Source organism: Herbidospora sakaeratensis, from assembly GCF_001570525.1.
Lineage (GTDB): Bacteria > Actinomycetota > Actinomycetes > Streptosporangiales > Streptosporangiaceae > Herbidospora > Herbidospora sakaeratensis.
Genome location: NZ_BBXC01000012.1, coordinates 316193 through 331226 on the forward strand (window position 1 = coordinate 316193; position 15034 = coordinate 331226).

General features: G+C 69.9%; 17 protein-coding genes. 12 read left to right on the top strand and 5 right to left on the bottom strand.

Annotated features, from left to right (window positions below; all coding sequences use genetic code 11):
* Window positions 1–3 precede the first annotated feature (3 nt).
* Entirely contained in the window at window positions 4–1152 is a 1149-nt protein-coding gene (locus AW271_RS20285) for a hypothetical protein (protein ID WP_062338951.1), read from the top strand.
* Here AW271_RS20285 and AW271_RS20290 read toward each other — a convergent pair.
* The 3 genes from AW271_RS20290 to mca are packed head-to-tail and all read right to left on the bottom strand — an operon-like array spanning window position 1141 to window position 2480.
* The gene (locus AW271_RS20290; protein ID WP_062338952.1) at window positions 1141–1419 is read right to left on the bottom strand and encodes a GNAT family N-acetyltransferase; all 279 of its coding nucleotides are present in this window, start codon (window positions 1417–1419) and stop codon (window positions 1141–1143) included. The genes AW271_RS20285 and AW271_RS20290 overlap by 12 nt on opposite strands.
* Complete coding sequence (locus AW271_RS39850; protein ID WP_157554417.1) at window positions 1412–1579, bottom strand: hypothetical protein; 168 nt, start codon at window positions 1577–1579, stop codon at window positions 1412–1414. The genes AW271_RS20290 and AW271_RS39850 overlap by 8 nt, the downstream gene beginning before the upstream one ends.
* 10 nt (window positions 1580–1589) lie before the next feature.
* Window positions 1590–2480: a mycothiol conjugate amidase Mca gene (gene mca / locus AW271_RS20295; RefSeq protein ID WP_062338953.1), complete on the bottom strand. Its 891-nt coding sequence runs from the start codon at window positions 2478–2480 to the stop codon at window positions 1590–1592.
* A gap of 81 nt (window positions 2481–2561) precedes the next feature.
* Here mca and AW271_RS20300 point away from each other — a divergent pair, with 81 nt between their 5' ends.
* The 3 genes from AW271_RS20300 to AW271_RS20310 all read left to right on the top strand — a co-directional run bounded on the left by AW271_RS20300 (window position 2562) and on the right by AW271_RS20310 (window position 4921).
* Window positions 2562–2975, top strand: a complete 414-nt coding sequence (locus AW271_RS20300; protein WP_062338954.1) for a DUF4307 domain-containing protein — start codon at window positions 2562–2564, stop codon at window positions 2973–2975.
* A gap of 79 nt (window positions 2976–3054) precedes the next feature.
* Window positions 3055–3555 carry a transcription elongation factor GreA gene (greA, locus tag AW271_RS20305; protein ID WP_062338955.1) on the top strand — a complete coding sequence of 167 codons (501 nt, stop codon included), beginning with the start codon at window positions 3055–3057 and terminating at the stop codon, window positions 3553–3555.
* 124 nt (window positions 3556–3679) lie between these two features.
* Complete coding sequence (locus tag AW271_RS20310; RefSeq protein ID WP_245653121.1) at window positions 3680–4921, top strand: C40 family peptidase; 1242 nt, start codon at window positions 3680–3682, stop codon at window positions 4919–4921.
* Here the strand turns inward: AW271_RS20310 and AW271_RS20315 are convergent.
* Window positions 4890–5501, bottom strand: coding sequence for an acyl-CoA-like ligand-binding transcription factor (locus AW271_RS20315; RefSeq protein ID WP_062338957.1), 612 nt, complete (start codon window positions 5499–5501; stop codon window positions 4890–4892). The two genes, AW271_RS20310 and AW271_RS20315, sit on opposite strands and share 32 nt — an antisense overlap.
* On the bottom strand, window positions 5479–6936 hold the full coding sequence (locus AW271_RS20320) for a DHA2 family efflux MFS transporter permease subunit (protein ID WP_062338958.1): 1458 nt from the start codon (window positions 6934–6936) through the stop codon (window positions 5479–5481). The genes AW271_RS20315 and AW271_RS20320 overlap by 23 nt, the downstream gene beginning before the upstream one ends.
* A 212-nt stretch (window positions 6937–7148) precedes the next feature.
* Here AW271_RS20320 and abmR point away from each other — a divergent pair, with 212 nt between their 5' ends.
* The 8 genes from abmR to phoH2 all read left to right on the top strand — a co-directional run bounded on the left by abmR (window position 7149) and on the right by phoH2 (window position 15033).
* Complete coding sequence (abmR, locus tag AW271_RS20325) at window positions 7149–7658, top strand: ATP-binding transcription factor AbmR (protein WP_062338959.1); 510 nt, start codon at window positions 7149–7151, stop codon at window positions 7656–7658.
* 242 nt (window positions 7659–7900) lie between these two features.
* A complete protein-coding gene (locus AW271_RS20330; protein ID WP_062338960.1) occupies window positions 7901–9694 on the top strand; it encodes a phosphoenolpyruvate carboxykinase (GTP) in 1794 nt (597 codons plus the stop codon).
* 195 nt (window positions 9695–9889) lie between these two features.
* On the top strand, window positions 9890–10843 hold the full coding sequence (locus tag AW271_RS20335; RefSeq protein ID WP_062338961.1) for a TIGR04222 domain-containing membrane protein: 954 nt from the start codon (window positions 9890–9892) through the stop codon (window positions 10841–10843).
* Complete coding sequence (locus AW271_RS41490) at window positions 10830–11642, top strand: MbnB/TglH/ChrH family RiPP precursor modification enzyme (protein WP_245653122.1); 813 nt, start codon at window positions 10830–10832, stop codon at window positions 11640–11642. The genes AW271_RS20335 and AW271_RS41490 overlap by 14 nt, the downstream gene beginning before the upstream one ends.
* A 41-nt stretch (window positions 11643–11683) precedes the next feature.
* On the top strand, window positions 11684–12046 hold the full coding sequence (locus AW271_RS41495) for an SCO6045 C-terminal-like domain-containing protein (protein WP_062338963.1): 363 nt from the start codon (window positions 11684–11686) through the stop codon (window positions 12044–12046).
* A gap of 88 nt (window positions 12047–12134) precedes the next feature.
* Window positions 12135–12647: a hypothetical protein gene (locus tag AW271_RS20350; RefSeq protein ID WP_245653123.1), complete on the top strand. Its 513-nt coding sequence runs from the start codon at window positions 12135–12137 to the stop codon at window positions 12645–12647.
* 56 nt (window positions 12648–12703) lie between these two features.
* Window positions 12704–13465, top strand: a complete 762-nt coding sequence (locus tag AW271_RS20355) for an isoprenyl transferase (RefSeq protein WP_062338964.1) — start codon at window positions 12704–12706, stop codon at window positions 13463–13465.
* A 254-nt stretch (window positions 13466–13719) separates the two neighbouring features.
* Window positions 13720–15033 (top strand): RNA 5'-3' helicase PhoH2, encoded by a 1314-nt coding sequence (phoH2, locus tag AW271_RS20360; RefSeq protein ID WP_062338965.1) that lies wholly within the window; start codon window positions 13720–13722, stop codon window positions 15031–15033.
* The last annotated feature ends 1 nt before the right edge of the window (window position 15034 follow it).

The window sequence follows — 15034 nt, forward strand, 5'->3', positions numbered from 1 at the left end:
CGCGTGAGCGTCGATCTGGACTTCGCGGCTCGTCACGCGGGCCGGCCCGCGCGCGAACTGACCCGCCGCGACGTCGCCCGCGCCCTGCTGGCCGTGCCCTCGGGGCAGGCCCTGGTGTCGCTGCCCGAGCTGCGCCGCGATCTGATGGCGGCCGGCAACCCGCTCACGGTCGTGTTCTGGGAGTCGGCCAAGTCGACCCTGACCCGCATCGAGTCGGGCGTGGCCACCGTCGGCGACGTCCAGCGCTGGCTAGAGTCGACCGGCACCGAGCCGATCCTGCTGACCCGCAGCTACTTCGTCTGGCCCGACGAGAGCGAGCGCGGCCCGGTGGCCACCGAGATGTACGGCCGCCTCGTCGCCCACCTGGAGGAGCTCGTCGAGGCGGGGGTGATCGACCCCGACGCGCTCGCCCAGGGCGACGTGACCTCGCGGCAGGCGTACGAGGAGCTGCAGGAGCGCTGGCTCACGGCCGGGCTGCCCGACGGGCGGGTGCCGGGCGTCTCGGTGAGCGAGGAGCAGGACGCCGAGCTCTACGCCGCCTGGGACGAAGAGGAGGCCTACGCCCTCCAGGAGCTCAGAAGGGCCCTCGACGACCTGCCCGAGCCGCCCTTCCCGGCAGGCGACCTGAAGGCGGCGGCCGACCGGCTGCGGCGCTCGCTGGTCTCTCCCGGGTTCCCCGGCAACGTGCTGCGGGCCTGCGCCGGCCTCGACGAAGACCGGCTGCCCGACGCCGACGAAGACCTGTGGTTGCGGGTGGCGGCGGGCATCGCCGCGCCCATCTCCGACCTGCCCGACGAGGAAGACGCCGCCCGGTTCTTCGACCTCGACGGCGAGCTCAGCCACGAAGACTCGGTGCTGGCCTCGTTGTGCGCGATCCACCACGCCGACTGGCTGGCCGCGATCGTCGCGCTGACCCGCTACGGCCCCGGGGTGCTGGCCTCTCCCGAGCGCATCGCCCGGTTCATCGCCGACTCGGAAGACCTGGTGAGCGAGCCCGACGACCCCGAGGAGCTCGAGGCGACCGAGATGTTGTTCACCTCGGTCACCCCGTTGTGGGCCCATCTCGGGATCGTCGACAAGGCCGAGGTGCTCACGCCGCTCGGCTGGTGGGGCCTGCCCAAGGCCCTCGAACGCGCCTGGTCAGGCGACTAGGTCGGCGTATTCGGGGTGGCGGTCGATGTAGCCCTTGATGAACGGGCACATCGGCACCACCTCGAGGCCCCGCTCGCGGGCCGAGTCGAGCACCGCGCGGGCCAGCTTCGAGCCGAGCCCCTTGCCCTCGTGGGCCGGATCGATCTCGGTGTGCACGAACACGATCCGGCCGGGCCGAGGCAGGCGGTATTTCACGAAGCCGGCGACCGCGCCGTCGACGCTGATCTCGAAGCGTTCGGTCTCGGCGTTGTCGGCGACGTCAGTCACTTTTGGACCCCTCGTGGGGCACCTCGATCTTCGCGATCTGCCGGTTCATCGACTTGATCAGGAAGAACAGGGCCACACCGATGGAGGCGACGACGATGAACCCCAGCAGGCCGGGGCCGATTGCCGTCGGGTCGGTGGCGGGAGTGGCGATCGAAATCACGGTATGCAGTCTACGAGCAGGGGGCGGCGCCGGTTCCGGCGGGGACCTGGATGCCGGTGAACAGGTCGTCCTCCGGGAGGGTCACGTCGACCAGTGAACGGGCCAGGTGGTAGTCCTCCGTCGGCCAGACCTCCTGCTGGATCTCGCGCGGGCAGGCGAACCAGAAGCCGTCGGGGTCGACCTGGGTGGCGTGGGCCATCAGGGCGCGGTCGCGGGTCTCGAAGTAGTCGCCGCAGGGGATGCGGGTGGTGACCTCCCACTTCTGCGGGCGGTCCTCCCAGCGGGCGATCCAGTCGGCGTAGGGGGAGCCCAGGCCGCGGCTGGTCATGGCCTCGTGGAGGGTCTCGAACCGCGCCTTGGTGAAGCCCGAGTGGAAGTACATCTTGAGCGGCTGCCACGGCTCGCCGGTGCCCGGGTAGCGGTCGGGGTCGCCCGCCGCGTCGAAGGCCTCCACCGACACCCGGTTGGTCTTGATGTGGTCGGGGTGCGGGTAGCCGCCGTCGTCGTCGTAGGTGAGGATCACATGGGGGCGGAACTCGCGGACAGCGGCCACGAGCGGCGCCGACGCCACCTCGATGGGCTGCAGGGCGAAGCAGCCCTCGGGCAGCGGCTCGTTCTCGTCTTCGGGCAGGCCCGAGTCGACGAAGCCCAGGAACCGCTGGTCCACGCCGAGGATCTCCCTCGCGCGCTCCATCTCCAGGCGGCGGACCTCGCCCATGTTCTCGAGGATGTCGGGCCGGTCCATCTTGGGGTTCAGGATCGAACCGCGTTCCCCGCCGGTACAGGTCACGACGAGGACCTCGACGCCCTCGGCGGCGTACCGGGCCATCGTCGCGGCGCCCTTGCTCGACTCGTCGTCGGGGTGCGCGTGCACGGCCATCAGCCTCAGCGCGTTCGTCACGGCTCTCCTTGTCACAGCATCCAATAGCGTTGGTGAGAATTGTCTCGGACAACGCCGGGACCTCGCAGGGAGATTCCTTTCATGTCGGCACCAGCTCCGCGCCCGATCCTGGGCACCCCCGACGAGTTCCCGCCCAGGCCGCCCATGGGGCGCAGCCGGTTCGTCGTGTACGCCGTCATGGCCGTCGTCGTCGCGGTCGTGGCCGGCGGATGGGGTTACGTGATCCTGTCGGCGCGGGGCAACCCGGAGGTGCGGGCCGACGTCATGACCTTCGACACCAGCCGCCCCGATTCCGCGGAGATCACCTTCATGGTGCACAAGCCCGACGACCGCGCGGCGACGTGCCGTCTGCGCGCCGTCGACGTCCATCACGTCGAGGTCGGCACCCGGGAGATCACCATTCCCCCGGGCGACGGTGACGTCACCCTCACCGAACAGGTGAGGATCAACGCGCAAGCCACAAGCGTAGATGTTCAGGGCTGCTCCCTCGTATAGACTGGAATCTTTGGGGAAGCGTTCGAAGGCGTTAACTTGTTAGCCCTTCGATTCACCTAGGGAAGCAAGGAGAACCCGCGTGGCCGTCTCCCACAACGAGAACGTCACCTGGCTGACGCAGGAGGCGTACGACCGCCTCAAAGAGGAGTACGACCGCCTTTCTGGCCCGGGTCGGATCGAGATCGCCAAGAAGATCGAGGCCGCCCGCGAGGAGGGCGACCTGAAGGAGAACGGCGGCTACCACGCCGCCAAGGACGAACAGGGCAAGATGGAGGCCCGGATCTTCCACCTCCGGCAGATCCTCGACACCGCGAAGGTGGGCGAGGCGCCCCGCACCGAGGGTGTGGTGGGTCCCGGCATGACGGTGACGATCCGGTTCGAGGGTGACGACGAAGAGGTCACCTTCCTGCTCGCCTCCCGCGAGGAGAGCGGTTCGCCGATCGACGTCTACTCGCCGAAGTCGCCGCTGGGGGCTGCGATCAACGGCAAGAAGATCGGCGAGAAGGCCAGCTACACCATGCCCAACGGTCGCTCGATCACCGTCGAGGTGCTGGAGGCGGTTCCCTACATCGGGAGCTGACGCGTTCGTCTGACATCGAATCCGCCGGAGAAACGAGCTCCGGCGGATTTTGACTTCTCGGGCCTCATTGGGCACAGTCGTGGAACGGGACAGCCCGATGAACGTCTTCGGAGGGAGTGGTGGCGTGCCCCTGCGGGTCGGAGGCTTCCTCCACGAAGCCCGTCAGGATCTCGCGTTCCGCCCCCGGCTGCGCCGCCCCCACCTCGCCCGGCGGGCGATCCCCGTCATCGGGGTCGCGCTCGCGGTGGTGCTGATCACCGACTTACTCGTGCTCGCCGGGCTCGACGGGGTGCAGGAACGGGCCGCCCTCGATCTGCCCCGCCCGCCCGCCGCCGGCGACTACGTCGCGGCCAGCGGTCAGGTCCCCTCCAACGCGGTCGCCCCCCTGGGCAAACTGGCCCGCCCCCACCTCTTCGTCGTCGCCCCCGCGGCGCTCAAGCCCGAGCAGGTCGACGAGGTCCGCCGTCAGAAGGGCGTGAAGGCGGTCGAGCTCGCCGACGCCGCCGACGTGAACCTGGGCGGCTGGCGGGTGCCGACCATGGGCGTCGACCCCTCGACGTTCCGCCGGTTCACCCCGAAGAAGACCGCCTCCTCCGATGAGCTCTGGACCAACGTGGCCGCCGGCGACGTCGTGGTCTCCTACGAGTTCGGCAAGGAGGGCGGCCTCAAGCTGGGCGGCGACGTGCGCAGCCCCGGGGCCGCCCTGCGGGTGGGCGCCTACGCGACGGTCGGCATGGGGTCGATCCACGCCGTGGTCTCCCGCGACACCGCGACCCGGCTCGGGCTGCCCCACGGCAACGCCATGGTGGTGAGCGCGCCCAGCGTCGACTCCGCCAAGCTGCGCAAGGCGCTGCTGAAGGTGCTGCCGGGCAGCCAGATCGCCACGATCAACCCGGTCGTGGTCGCGCCGCCGCGCCAGCACATCACCCAGCCCCGGCAGGTCGTGCAGTGGCCGGCCTCGGCGTTCATGACCAGCCCGCAGACCCAGACCGCGCTCCAGGCGGCCGTCTCGAAGCTCGGCAGCCGTTATGTCTGGGGCGCCGAGGGGCCCGACACGTTCGACTGCTCCGGCCTGGTGCAGTGGGCCTTCGCCCAGGCCGGCATCAAGATGCCGCGGGTGACCAACCAGCAGTGGGCGACCGGGCCGCAGGTCTCGCTCGCCCAGGCCCAGCCGGGCGACCTGTTGTTCTGGCGCAGCGACCCGACCAACCCGGGCTACATCTCCCACGTGGCCATCTACTGGGGCGACGGGAAGATGCTCCACTCGCCGCGCACCGGCGACGTCGTGAAGATCGCCCCGATCAACATGCGCAACCTCGCCGGAGTGGTGCGGGTCAGCCCTCAGGTCGCGGCGCAGGTTCGATAGGCAGGCCGGTCTCCAGCAGGGCGAAGGCCTCGTCGACCATGTCGGCGAACGGGATGTCCTCCTCGGCGGTCGCCCAGGTCTGCAGCACGGGGATGATCGTGCCCATGACCGCGCCGATGAGCACGCGTACCGGGAACGAGGCGGGGTCGGCGCCGGTCCGGGCGGCGACGCCCTCGGCGAGCAGGTCCATCGTGTCGAGCATGTTCTGGAAGATCCGGGCCCTGATCGCCGGTACGCCCATCTGGAGGCGGGCGCGGGCCCGGATCTCGGCCAGTTCCTGGTCGGGGATGCCCCGCATGGCCTCGCCGAAGGCGTTGCGCAGGGCCCTGAGCGGGGGCACCTCCGGCGGCTGGGCGGTCAGGCGTTCGACCAGCAGCGGGTCGTAGTCGTCCTGGACGACGATGTCTTCCTTGGTGGGGAAGTAGCGGAACAGGGTGCTGGGCGACACCTCGGCGGCCTCGGCGATCTGCTCGATCGTGGTCGCGTCGTAGCCCTGCTCGGCGAACAACCGCAGGGCGTGTTCCTGGATCGTCCGCCGAGTCTTCTCCTTCTTGCGTTCACGCAGTCCCGGCGAGTTCATGGGTCGATTCTCCCGCCGGTTCCGCGGGAGCGGAACGCATGAACGTCACGATCAGCAGCGCGGCGAGGGCCATCAGGCCGCCGCAGGCCCACAACACGGCGTCCATGGCGTCGGCGAAGGCCGCGCGGCCGGCGTCGGCCCAGCCCGGCACACGCACCGCCGTCGCCACCGAGTCGCGCACCGGGGCGGGGGCGGCCGGGGGGAGCGCGTGGACGTACACGGAGGAGAGCAGGCTGCCCAGCCCGGCCACCCCGAACGCGCCGCCGGTCTGGCGGAGGGCCTGCAGGACGCCGTTGCCCATGCCGGTGCGGTCGGGCGGGAGGAGGGCGAGCAGGCCGTCCATGGCCGGGACCATGGTCAGGCCCACGCCGGCCCCGGCGAGGGCGAGCCAGGTCGCGGTGTACGGATAGTCGCCCGGCAGCACCGCCCCCGCCATCAGCCCGGCCGCCAGCAGGAGCAGGCCGGCGGCCATGATGACCCGCAGGCTCAGCCGCCTGATCAGGCGTTCGCCGGCCAGGCCGCCCGCCATCAGCCCGGCGACCATGGGCACGATGCGCAGCCCGGTGCCCATCGCGTCGAAGCCCTGGACGGCCTGGAGGTAGAGCGGCGCGACGAACAGCACGCCCATCATGCCGAGCGAGACCACGGTCGCGCCGAGGGCGCCCCAGACGAAGGTGCGGTCGCGGAACAGCCCCAGGTCCATCATCGGGGCCTGGGCGCGGGCCTCCACGCGTACGAAGAGAAAGAGGAGGAGGACCCCGGCGGCGATCGGCCCGAGCACCAGGGGAGAGCCCCAGCCCCGCACCGGCGCCTCGATGACGCCGAAGACCAGCGCGGCGAGGCCGGTCACCGACAGCAGGGTGCCGGGGACGTCGGCGGCCTTCTTCTGCGGATTGCGCGACTCCGGCACCAGGACCACCACCGCGACCAGCGCGATCACCACGGCGGGCAGGTTGATCAGGAAGATCGAGCCCCACCAGAAGTGGTCGAGCAGGTAGCCGCCGACGATCGGGCCGAGCGGCAGGCCCACGGCCATGCCGGCGGTGAAGACGGCGATCGCCCTGGCCCGCTCGGCGGGCGGGAAGATCGTCGGCAGGATCGACGTCGACAGCGGCGTGATCAGGGCCGCGCCCGCGCCCATGAGCGCCCGCCCGGCGATCAGCCACCCGGTCGAGTCGGCCAGCATCGCCATGGCCGACGCGACCCCGAACGCCACCAGCCCCGCGACCAGCAGCTTCTTGCGGCCGAACCGGTCGCCGAAGACCCCGGCGGGCAGCAGCAGGGCGGCGAACACGACGAGGTAGGCGTCGACGATCCACTGGAGTTCACCGGTGGTCGCGCCGAGGTCGACGGCGAGGGTGGGCAGCGCGACGTTGAGCACGGTCGCGTCGAGCCCGATCACGAGGACGGAGAGAACCAGGGCTGCGAGAGCCATGTACGGCCGAAGGCCGGGCTTGGCTCGAGTCTGGAACCTGCCGGAAGACAGGGACCACCATCTGGAAGCGAGACGCTGGCGGCCGGAGGCCGACTGTGGCTCGCGTTCGGGAATCTGCCTAAAGGAAGTCGCCATAATTTGATAGTAGCTCTCAAAAAGTAGTTACTGTCAATATCGGCCTGCGTCGTAAGCAACGATGTAATGTTGATTACATGAGTGCAGAAGCCGAGTGGTTCGCCCACCGCCTCCCCGAGACCTGGTTCACCGAGCGCCCCGAGGTCGTCGTCGACCGCGAGGAGATCACCGTCATCGGCGCGCTTCCCCCGCTGACCGTGACCGAGGGTCTGCCCGACCCCGAGCGGGCCGCCGCCGAGGAGGGCTACGTCGAGCGCTTCCGCGAGGAGACCCGCGAGCGCCGCATCGAGATCGCCCGCCAGGCCGAGCACCGCTTCCGCCGGAAGGTCTCCTGGGGGGTGCAGATCGGCGGCGACGTCGTGATGTTCACCACACTCTCCGTCCCGGTCATGACCCGGCTGCGGCAGGGCGAACGGCAGGTGCTCGACACGCTCGTCGCCGCCGGGGTCGCGCGCAGCCGCTCCGACGCCCTCGCCTGGTGTGTGCGCCTGGTCGGCCGCCACACCGACACCTGGCTCGCTGACCTGCGCGATGCCCTTCAGGCGGTCGACCGCGTGCGGGCCGCGGGCCCCGGCGGAGTGGACTGAACCAATTCGTCGAATGGTCTAAACCATTCATTATGGCCTATACCAATGTTTAGTCGGGTATCTACGGGAAAGAGGGTGGCCGCACAATTTGAAATGGTTCGTCAGGGGTAAGCTCCTCCCATCATCCACTCGCTGACCAGCGGTTGTGGTGGCGAATACGCACTGGTCCACACCAATTGGATTTAGTGGGTAATCGTCGCGGATGATGAATTGGCCCTGACGTACATTAAGGAGCCGACCTCGTGTCCGTGTCAGTACAGGTGTCGCATCCGACCACTCATGCCGCGCTGGCCGCCTGGGTCAGCGAGATCGCGGAACTCACCGAGCCCGACCGGATCGAATGGTGCGACGGGTCCGAGGCCGAATGGACCCGGCTCACCAACCTGCTGGTCGAACAGGGCACCCTGACCCGCCTGAAGGCCCGGCCGAACAGCTTCCACGCCGCCTCCGACCCCTCCGACGTCGCCCGCGTCGAAGACCGCACGTTCATCTGCTCCGAGCACGAGAAGGACGCCGGGCCCACCAACAACTGGATCGCTCCCGGGGAGATGCGTCGCACCTTCGGCAAGCTGTTCAAGGGCTCGATGCGGGGCCGGACCATGTACGTGGTCCCGTTCTGCATGGGCCCCCTGGGCGGCCCGATCTCCCAGCTGGGCGTGGAGATCACCGACTCGGCCTACGTGGCCGTCTCGATGCGCGTGATGACCCGCATGGGCGACGACGCCCTGCGCCTCATCGAGGAGCGCGGCGACTTCGTGAAGTGCGTGCACTCCGTCGGCGCCCCGCTCGAACGCGGTGAGCGCGACGTCGCCTGGCCGTGCAGCGAGACCAAGTACATCAGCCACTTCCCGGAGACCCGCGAGATCTGGTCGTACGGCTCCGGCTACGGCGGCAACGCCCTGCTCGGCAAGAAGTGCTACGCCCTGCGGATCGCCAGCACGATGGCCCGCGACGAGGGCTGGCTGGCCGAGCACATGCTGATCCTCAAGCTCACCCCGCCCAGCGGCGAGACCCGCTACATCGCGGCCGCCTTCCCGTCGGCGTGCGGCAAGACCAACCTGGCTATGCTGCAGCCGACCATCCCGGGCTGGAAGGTCGAGACGATCGGCGACGACATCGCCTGGATGCGGTTCGGCGACGACGGCCGCCTCTACGCGATCAACCCCGAGGCGGGCTTCTTCGGGGTCGCGCCCGGCACCGGCCAGACCACCAACGCCAACGCGATCAAGACGTTGTGGGGCAACAGCGTCTTCACCAACGTCGCCCTGACCGACGACGGCGACGTCTGGTGGGAGGGCCTCACCGACGAGCCACCCGCCCACCTGACCGACTGGCGCGGGAACTCCTGGACGCCCGACTCCGGCGAACTCGCCGCCCACCCGAACGCCCGGTTCACCACGCCGGCCCACCAGTGCCCGACGATCGCCCGCGAGTGGCAGGACCCGAAGGGCGTGCCGATCTCGGCGATCCTCTTCGGCGGCCGGCGCGCGACGGCCGTCCCGCTGGTCACCGAGGCCCGCAGCTGGCGGCACGGCGTGTTCATGGGCGCCAACGTGGCCTCCGAGAAGACGGCGGCCGCCGAGGGGACGGTCGGCGAACTGCGCCACGACCCGTTCGCGATGTTGCCGTTCTGCGGCTACAACATGGGCGACTACTTCGCCCACTGGCTGGAGGTCGGCGAGACCAAGGGCGCCCGGCTGCCCCGGATCTACTACGTGAACTGGTTCCGCAAGGACGCCGCCGGCCGCTTCGTGTGGCCCGGCTTCGGCGAGAACAGCCGGGTCCTGAAGTGGATCGTCGAACGCCTCAACGGCCAGGCCGAGGCGGTCGACACCCCGATCGGACGCCTGCCCGTCAAGATCGACACCGAGGGCCTCGACATCGCCGAGGACGACATGGAGCTGCTGCTCACCGTCGACCGCGACGTCTGGCGCCGGGAGGCCGCCCTGATCCCGGCCCACTTCGAGACCTTCGGCGACCACCTGCCCGAGGGGCTCTGGGAGGAGTACCGCACCCTGGTCGACCGCCTGGGTTGACCCACCGAGCAGGAGTCCCGCCAACGACGTCGGGCCTCCCCCATTACGAACGGCCCGCGCCGCCACGGCGGCGCGGGCCGTCTCGTGCTTGGGAGGGAGACGATCGCCCGCATTTAGGCTGATGCGCGAACCGCAGCCCCCATGGGATCGTCTAATCGGTTGAACTCTCCCTCGGAGTCGTCCCCTGGAGGCGGCATGGGCTCCCTTTTGCTCTTCATCCTCGCGTCCGTCGCGTCCGTCGTGGTCTTCCGTCAGGCGGGACGGGTGAAGAAGGAACAGCGCCGGGTCAAAGCCGGCGGCTACCATCCCGCGGGCCCCCTCGACCCCTACTCGCTGGCCTTTCTCGCCGGCGGCCCGCGCCGGGTGGTGAACACGGCGGTCGCCGTGCTCGTGTCCCAGGGGCGGGTGCGCATCTCCCGCGACGGGACCGTCACGGCGGTGCGGGGCATCGCCGGGGCGCCCGCCGAGCGGATCGAGCAGGAGGTGCTCGATCTGGCGGCCGGGACCAACGGGCGGTCGCTGGCCGACGTCCGGCGGACCGCCGCCGTGGGCCCGGCCGTGACGGGCATCGACTACGGGCTGCGCGGCCAGGGCCTCGTGGTGGCCGAGTCGGCGCTCACGCTGGCCCGGCGGGCCAACTCCAAGTTGCGCTGGATGGTGGCCATCCCAGGACTGTTCGTGCCGGTCAGCATCGTGACGATGGTGCTGGGCTGGTTCGACGCCCTGGTCTGGAACGTGCTGACGCTGGTGATCTCGACGCTGACGTGGATCATCGCGCTGGCGATCTCGTCCGGGCACGCCAAGGAGAACCGCAGCGTGCTGACCGACGCCGGGCACGCCGCGCTCAAGTCAGCCATGGCGCGCTACCCGCGCACCCGTGAACTCGCCTACGCCCACAACAGCGGCAACGACAGCACCCTCGCCCTCTACGGCATCGCCATCTACACCGGGCCGGGCCACGCCGAACTCCAGAACGGCAGCGGGTGCGGGGCCGGGGCGTGCGGCGGGCCGTCCGGCTCCGACTCCGGGTGGGGTTCGGGCTCCGACTTCGGCGGCGGCGACTTCGGCGGCGGCGGTGGGGGCGACTCCGGTGGCGGGTCGAGCTGCGGCGGTGGTGGTTGCGGCGGAGGCTGCGGTGGCGGCAGCTGACCGGCTCGGGGTCGGCATCGGCTGGCGGTCGGAAATCGACCTGACCGTCGAGCACCTGCCCGGGGTCGAGTTCACCGAGGTCATCGCCGAGACGGTCAACCCCGGCCGGGTGCCCGAATCGTTGCGGGTGCTGCGCGCCCGGGGCGTCCCGGTGATCCCCCACGGGGTGGCGCTCGGCCTCGGCGGAGCCGAACGGCCCGACCAGTCCCGGCTCGACCATCTGGCCGCCGCCGCCCAGGCCCTCGGGTCTCCGCTGGTGTCCGAGCATCTCGCGTACGTCCGCTCGGGCGACCTCGAAGCCGGGCACCTGCTGCCGGTGCCGCGCACCCGCGACGCGCTGGCCGTGATCGTGGAGAACGTGCGGATCGCCCTCGACTGCCTGCCGGTGCCGCTGGCCCTGGAGAACGTCGCGGCCCTGTTCGGCTGGCCCGGCGACGAGCTGACCGAGGCCCAGTTCCTCGGCGAGCTGGTCGAGCGGACCGGGGTGAAGCTGCTGATCGACGTGGCCAACCTCTACACCAACCAGGTCAACCTGGGCCTCGACGCGGTCAAGGCCCTCGACGCGCTGCCGCTCGAACACGTCGCCTACGTCCACGTCGCCGGCGGCCACGGCCACGGCGACGTGTGGCACGACACCCACACGGCCTCCCCGCCGGAGGAGGTCCTCGACCTGCTGGCCGAACTCTGCGCCCGGCACCGGCCCCCGGGCGCCCTGCTCGAATGGGACGCCGACTATCCGAGCGACGCCGATCTGTCGGCCGAACTCGACCGCATCAGGGCGGCGATGGGCCGTGGCTGAGCGAAACAGGCGGCCGGGCGGAGCCGTAACGGAGCGGACGAATGCATGACCCCCGCGCCCGGCTCGCCGAGCAGCAGAGAGCCCTGCTGTCGGCCCTGGTCGCCGGGGCCGCGCCGCCCGAGGGGTTCGACGCCGAGCGGCTGCGGATCCAGGCCGGAAGCCTGATCGCCAAGCGGCGGGGGCTGGTCGCGGTGGCCCGGCCCGAGGTGGTCGAGGCGCTCGGGGGCGCCTTCGCCCGGGAGTTCCACGCCTACGCTTCCGGTCGGCCGAAACCCCAGGGCGGCTCGCGGGCCGACGCGGCGGCGTTCGCCGACTGGTTGCGAGGCCGCGGGCTCCTCGATTTGGAGCCCCAGCAAAAGAGACACTGGTGGCGTCTCACCTCAAAAAGGGATCAATCACGGTAGAACCGGTTTGCGGGGGTCCGCCCGGGATACCCTCTGTGGCGTGGGTGGACTACGGTGCGTTGATGGGTCGTACCTGACGGTTGATCCCGTGGCATGCCGCGACAGCGCCGGGGTGCCCTACGAGGTCACGCTGGAGTTGTTCCGCGACGGCGTGGCCTACGGCTCGGTCGGGGAGCGCTGCGGCTGGTTCCTGGCCCGCCTGGCCCGGTCGGTGGCCGAGGCCCGGGAGTGCCAGCTCGCCTGGAGCGATCCCGACGACCGGTTTCCCGGAGAGGCCGACGAGGCGGAGCTGTTCGGGTTCCGCTACCGGAGCCGCACCGACGTCGTGGGCGGCGGGGAGCTGCGCTGCCAGCTGCGGCTCATCCCCGTCTGGGTGCCCGGCCGGGGTTCGACCGGCCGCTGGCGGCTGACCCGGCGGGCCTGTGTCGAGGCGTGGGGCGCTCCGGGCGTCGGGCTGCGCGCGGTGGTCACTTCCGGAGAACTCCTGATGTTCCTGATGTCTCTCGTGACAGAAGCAGAAGTCCGGCTTGGCGCCCAATATGGGATGGAACGTAACAGCTCCCTCATTTCGGGAGCGGGGATGGCATCTCGCCCCCGATAATTGCTTGACCATGTCTGTCATGCGACAGCGGGCTCAGGCGAATCACCGGGGGAGTCATGGACCTGCGCGATCTTGTTTACAAGGTGTACGAACGCAGGCTCGAACGAAAGCTCACCTCGATCCAGGCCCCCCGCCACGTCGGCGTGATCGTCGACGGCAACCGCCGCTGGGCCCGCTCGAACGGCCATGAGGACGTCCGCCACGGCCACCAGAAGGGCGCCGACAAGATCTCCGAGCTCCTCGTGTGGTGCAAGGAGGCCGGCGTCGAATACGTCACCCTGTGGCTCCTGTCGACCGACAACCTCTCGCGGGACAAGAAGGAGCTCGAACCGCTCCTCCAGGTGATCGAGAACCTGGTCGACGACCTGGTCGAGCAGGGGTGGCACGTCAAGCCCATGGGATCGCTGGACCTGCTGCCCGATCACACGGCCCATGTCCTGAAAAATGCGAAAGAGGCAACATCACACCGGCCTGGGCTGATTGTGAACGTGGCCGTTGGGTATGGAGGAAGACGTGAGATCGCTGATGCGGTGCGCTCCCTCCTCCAGGAGCACGCCAGCAAGGGGGCGAGCATCGAAGACCTCGTGGAGGTCCTCGATGTGGAGCACATCGCTGAGCATCTCTACACGCGCGGCCTGCCCGATCCGGATCTTGTCATCCGGACCTCGGGAGAGCAGCGACTCTCCGGATTCCTGCTGTGGCAGAGTGCCCACTCCGAGTTCTACTTCTGCGAGGCCTACTGGCCCGATTTCCGCAGAGTGGACTTTCTGCGCGCACTCCGCGCCTACGCCGCGCGTAACCGTCGGTACGGCTCCTGAAACGGCACGTGAACACCCCCTTTCGGACAGGATTGGAGCGTTGGCGCGGGGGGATTCAGGACGTACCGTAAGACGTGAGCATCCACGCTCACCTCGGGAGAGGGCCCGTTCTTGCGTCTTGATGACTTCGCAGGTGGGGCCGGTTCCCGGCACCGCCGTGAAGGCGTCCGGGCCCGGTCCGTTCACCACCAGTCAAGGCAGGGCGCCGACCCCCGGCGCCCGGGGGAGAACGCGTGGCATTGTCCAACCCGTCCATGTCCGGTCACTCGTCTGGCACCTCCCGGCGCACGTACATCCTGGACACCTCTGTCCTGCTCGCCGACCCGGCCGCGATGAGCCGGTTCGACGAACATGAAGTGGTGCTCCCCGTTGTCGTGATCACAGAGCTGGAAGGTAAGCGGCACCATCCCGAACTGGGATACTTCGCCCGCAAAGCCCTGCGATTCCTGGACGATCTGCGTGTCCAGCACGGCCGTCTCGACGAGCCGATCCCGATGGGTGAGGGAACCATCAGGGTCGAGCTCAACCACAGCGACCCGTCCGGCCTGCCGGCCGGGTTCCGGCTGGGCGACAACGACACGCGCATCCTCACCGTCGCGCAGAACCTGGCGTCCGAGGGCTACGACGTCGTGCTGGTCTCCAAAGACCTGCCGATGCGCATCAAGGCCGCCTCGATCGGCCTGGCCGCCGAGGAATACCGAGCAGAGCTGGTCGCCGAGTCCGATGAGAGCTGGACCGGCATGGACGAGCTCCAGGTCACCACGGAAGACGTGGAGGCGCTCTTCGAACACGGCTCGACCGAGCTCGAAGAGGCCCGCGACCTGCCGACCCACACGGGTCTGCGGCTGCTGACCAGCAAGGGTTCCGCGCTCGGCAGGGTGCTCCCGGACAAGTCGGTGCGCCTGGTGCGCGGCGACCGCGAGGTGTTCGGCCTCCACGGCCGCAGCGCCGAGCAGCGCATCGCGCTCGACCTGCTGATGGACCCGGAGATCGGGATCGTCTCGCTGGGCGGCCGGGCCGGCACCGGCAAGTCGGCGCTGGCGCTCTGCGCCGGTCTCGAGGCCGTGCTCGAACGCCGGCAGCACCGCAAGGTCATCGTCTTCCGCCCGCTCTACGCGGTCGGCGGCCAGGACCTCGGCTACCTGCCCGGCACCGAGAACGAGAAGATGGGCCCGTGGGCCCAGGCCGTCTACGACACCCTGGGCGCGGTGACCACGCCCGAGGTGATCGAGGAGGTCCTCGACCGGGGCATGCTGGAAGTGCTGCCGCTGACCCACATCCGCGGCCGGTCGCTCCACGACGCGTTCGTGATCGTCGACGAGGCGCAGTCGCTGGAACGCGGCGTGCTGCTGACGGTGTTGTCCCGCATCGGCGCCAACTCGCGGGTCGTGCTGACCCACGACATCGCCCAGCGCGACAACCTGCGGGTCGGCCGCCACGACGGCGTGGTCGCCGTGGTCGAGAAGCTGAAGGGCCACCCGCTCTTCGCCCACGTCACCCTGACGCGTTCGGAACGCTCCCCGATCGCCGCCCTGGTGACCGAGATGCTCGAAGACATCACCCCGTAGG

Coding starts and splice junctions, on each gene's coding strand:
- AW271_RS20300 (WP_062338954.1), top strand. CDS start 2,562: ATGTCGGCACCAGCTCCGCGCCCGATCCTGGGCACCCCCGACGAGTTC.
- AW271_RS20315 (WP_062338957.1), bottom strand. CDS start 5,501: ATGAACTCGCCGGGACTGCGTGAACGCAAGAAGGAGAAGACTCGGCGG.
- AW271_RS20320 (WP_062338958.1), bottom strand. CDS start 6,936: ATGGCTCTCGCAGCCCTGGTTCTCTCCGTCCTCGTGATCGGGCTCGAC.
- abmR (WP_062338959.1), top strand. CDS start 7,149: ATGAGTGCAGAAGCCGAGTGGTTCGCCCACCGCCTCCCCGAGACCTGG.
- AW271_RS20335 (WP_062338961.1), top strand. CDS start 9,890: ATGGGCTCCCTTTTGCTCTTCATCCTCGCGTCCGTCGCGTCCGTCGTG.
- AW271_RS41495 (WP_062338963.1), top strand. CDS start 11,684: ATGCATGACCCCCGCGCCCGGCTCGCCGAGCAGCAGAGAGCCCTGCTG.
- AW271_RS20355 (WP_062338964.1), top strand. CDS start 12,704: ATGGACCTGCGCGATCTTGTTTACAAGGTGTACGAACGCAGGCTCGAA.
- phoH2 (WP_062338965.1), top strand. CDS start 13,720: ATGTCCGGTCACTCGTCTGGCACCTCCCGGCGCACGTACATCCTGGAC.